Here is a 3500-nt window from a genome sequence, read left to right as displayed (position 1 = left end):
CTAGACCCTTCAGAAATATCTCCATCTAAAAGTAACTTCAGTTTGCTCTTGCTTCTTGTGTCACCTTGCCCATGAAGCGCTACAAACGCACTATCTTCATCACTCCACAACAATGCATTTTGCTCAATATTATCTGTAATATCATTGTGAAGCTTCGTGAATGAACTACTTACACCTGCAAACGCATCTGCAATATTGGCATAGCTATGCTCTTCAGCATTTCCAGATTCATTAAAGGTCGTAACTTTGAAAGTAGGCGCCGTCCATGCGCCATTTTCATAGCTCGCACCTCCACCAAAATATGTCGCTAGTGTCTTATTCAAAGAATAAAGCTGGGAACCATTTACTGCTTCTGTCGAGCCTTCAGAGAGGGTTGCCGCTTTCACGCCAAAAATACTACGTGTATCACCATTACTGTTTGAAATTGTGATTGTACTACCTTCTGTTTCAGCCCCAATCTTGATTACTTTCGTTTCAGAATCCTGCTTAACAAGACTATCTCCTACAACTTTATTAATCTCATTCTTAAGCTCATTATGAATATTCGTTATAGAATTATTCACATTGGTGAAAGAGGTACCTACACCAACAAAGGCAGATGCAACATCGTGATAGTCTTTATCCTCTGTTGCGCCATCCTCATTAACGCTCTTAACCGTGAATGTAGGGGCTGTCCATGTGCCATTTTCATAGCTAGCGCTACCACCTAAATAAGTTGCAACACTCTTATTGGTCGCAAAAAGCTGGGAACCATTTACTGCTTCTGTTGAATCTTCTGCAATATTACCAGCAGCAAGAAACTTAATTTTACTGCTGCCTTTCGCATCCCCATGCGTCGCTACAAACGCACTATCTTCATCACTCCACAACAATGCATTCTGCTTAATATTTTCAGTAACCTCTGTGTTGCTTTGAGTAATCTCTTTTTGAAGATTCTCAAAAGAGGTCCCTACACCAGCAAAAGCTTCCGCTACAGTACTATAATCTTTATCTTCAACTTTAGTACCATCCTCATTAACGCTCTTAAACTTGAATGTAGGATTTGTCCATTTGCCGTTTTCATAGCTAGCGTTACCGCCTAAAGTTTTCGCAACACTATCACCTAACGCATGGAGCTGATTACCAGCTATAGCATCGCTTGAGCTTTCAGTAACCTCTCCATTTGCAAGAAACTTAATCTTGCTATTCGTTTTTGTTCCCTCTTTCTCCCCATGCTGTGCTAAAAATGCACCCTCAGCACTACTCCAATTTAAAGAATCCTGTGCAACGCCTTCTGATACTTCTTTAATGCGCTGATTTACATGCTTGATATTTTCATTAAGACCTGAAAAAGCCGTGCCAACACCCGTATACGATTTATCTTTTACCTTACCTTCTTCAGAAACCTCGGATAATTTATAGGTTGGCTGTGTAAGAACGCCATTTTTAAAGGAGGATTCTCCACCTAAGAACTTAGCAATATCCTTACCAATTGTATTGATCTGACCACCCGTGACTGCATCATGTGAACTCTCAGAAATCACACCATCAGCAACATTATGAAGACCAACAGAGGTAGAACCCTTACCTTTTCCTAAAGTTATATTCGTATAATCAATTTCACCCTTTTCCTTTTTATCGTAATGAATAACAGCTGAATCATCTGACTGAAGATTATTAGAAAGTTCTTTCAGACTTTCATCAAGCTGACCTTTGTTAACGGCTTCATTATTCTTCGTTGCTGCCTTCAAACCAGAAAGAGTCCGATCCCCTTTGTCCTTATTGGCAATATTGATTTCAACGCCTTCTACTTCCTTACCAATAGTGATAAGATTTGTTGTTTCCTCTTTCTTAATAAGGCTATCACCTTTCACATTGGCAATTTCATTGTTAATTTTCTTTGTGATATCATTTTTAACATTCGTGATAGAACTACCAACATCAGTCAAAGCATCTGCTACATTCTGATAAGTCTCATCTTTTTCCTGACCATCAGAGTTAACTGACTTCACTTTAAAAGTTGGAGCGCTCCAAGTACCATTTTCATATTTAGCGCCACCGCCGAAATAGGTCGCAACCTTATCATTTGTCTCAAAAAGCTGAGAACCATTTATCGCCTCAATTGAATCTTTAGAGATTGTTCCACCTATTACACCGGAAATGGTTCGGTTCTCATTACTCTTGTTTTGAAGATTAATTATAGTACCACCTGTTTCCTTACCAATGGTAATAGGAGCGCCCTCTTTATCTTGTTTAACAAGACTATCACTGACAACATTCGTCACATCATTATGAACATTCGTAACAGAAGTACTAATATCAGAAAGAGCTTCCGCTACACTATTATAGCTTTTCTCACTTTCCTTGCCTTCTGCATCAACTTTCTTGATAACAAAATTGGGAGCTTTCCATGTGCCATTCTCATAACTAGCGTTACCACCGAAATACGCAGCAACACTGCTACCAAGACTATGAAGCTGATTACCAGCTATCGCATCGCTTGAAGTAGCTGTAATGTCACCATTCTGAAGAGAGGTAATTTTGCTATTCGTTTTTTTCTCTCCATGTTTTGCAACAAAGGCACTATCTGCCTCGCTCCAGTTTAAAGAATCCTGTGCTACACCTTCAGAAACTTCTTTAATACGCTGATTCACATTCTTGATATTTTTATCAAGTCCAGTAAAAGCACTACCGACATCGTTATAAGAACCGTCTGTTACTTTTCCTTCCTCAGAAACATGAGATAATTTATAAGTAGGGTTGGTAAAGCTACCATCTTTAAACGCCGCATCACCACCTAAAAACTTAGCAACATCTTGAGAAATCGTGTTGATCTGACTACCATTAATCGCATCATGTGAATTTTCAGCAATGGTACCATCCGCTACATTATGAAGTGCAACTGGTCCTGCATCCTTACCTTTACCTAAAGTCACACTGCTATAATCAGTTTTACCATCTGCCAGCTTATCGTAGTGAACAACAGCTGAATCATCAGACTGAAGGCTGGTAGAAAGATCCTTCAGACTTGCATCAAGCTGCGCTTTATTGACTGCTTCATTGTCATTCTCTGCCGCTTTAACACCTGAAAGCGTCCGTTCTTTGCCCTTTTCGTCCAGAAGACTTATTTCTGTACCTGCTACTTCTTTACCAATAGTGATAACCTTCGTATCATCATCCTGCTTGATAAGGCTATCACTGACAACATTAGTTACATCATTATGAACATTCGTGATAGAACTCGCAACTCCAGCAAATGCTTCCGCTACACTTTTATAACTTTCCTCACCAGTGCTGCCATCATCTTTCACGGTTTTAAGCTTGAAGGTAGGTGCAACCCATTCTCCCTTTTCATTATAACCTGCACCTCCACCAAAATACGTCGCAAATGTCTGATTCATTGAATAAAGTTGATTACCAGCGACAGCATCCGTTGAGTTGGCGGTAATCTCACCATTTGCAAGGAACGTAATTCTACTGTTTTCTTGTGTCCTTACAGCTCTGCCTTTTTCTTCTTGCTT

General features: G+C 39.7%; 1 pseudogene. It reads right to left on the bottom strand.

The annotated features are described in order from the left end of the window. A pseudogene (locus tag ACFIMQ_RS09045) lies at nt 1-3500 on the bottom strand (hypothetical protein); the annotation flags it as partial.

Source organism: Bartonella sp. AD13SXNS (assembly GCF_042196465.1).
Taxonomy (GTDB): Bacteria; Pseudomonadota; Alphaproteobacteria; order Rhizobiales; family Rhizobiaceae; genus Bartonella.
Note: the sequence above shows the minus strand (reverse complement) of the source record. Positions and strands in the feature narration are given on the sequence as shown.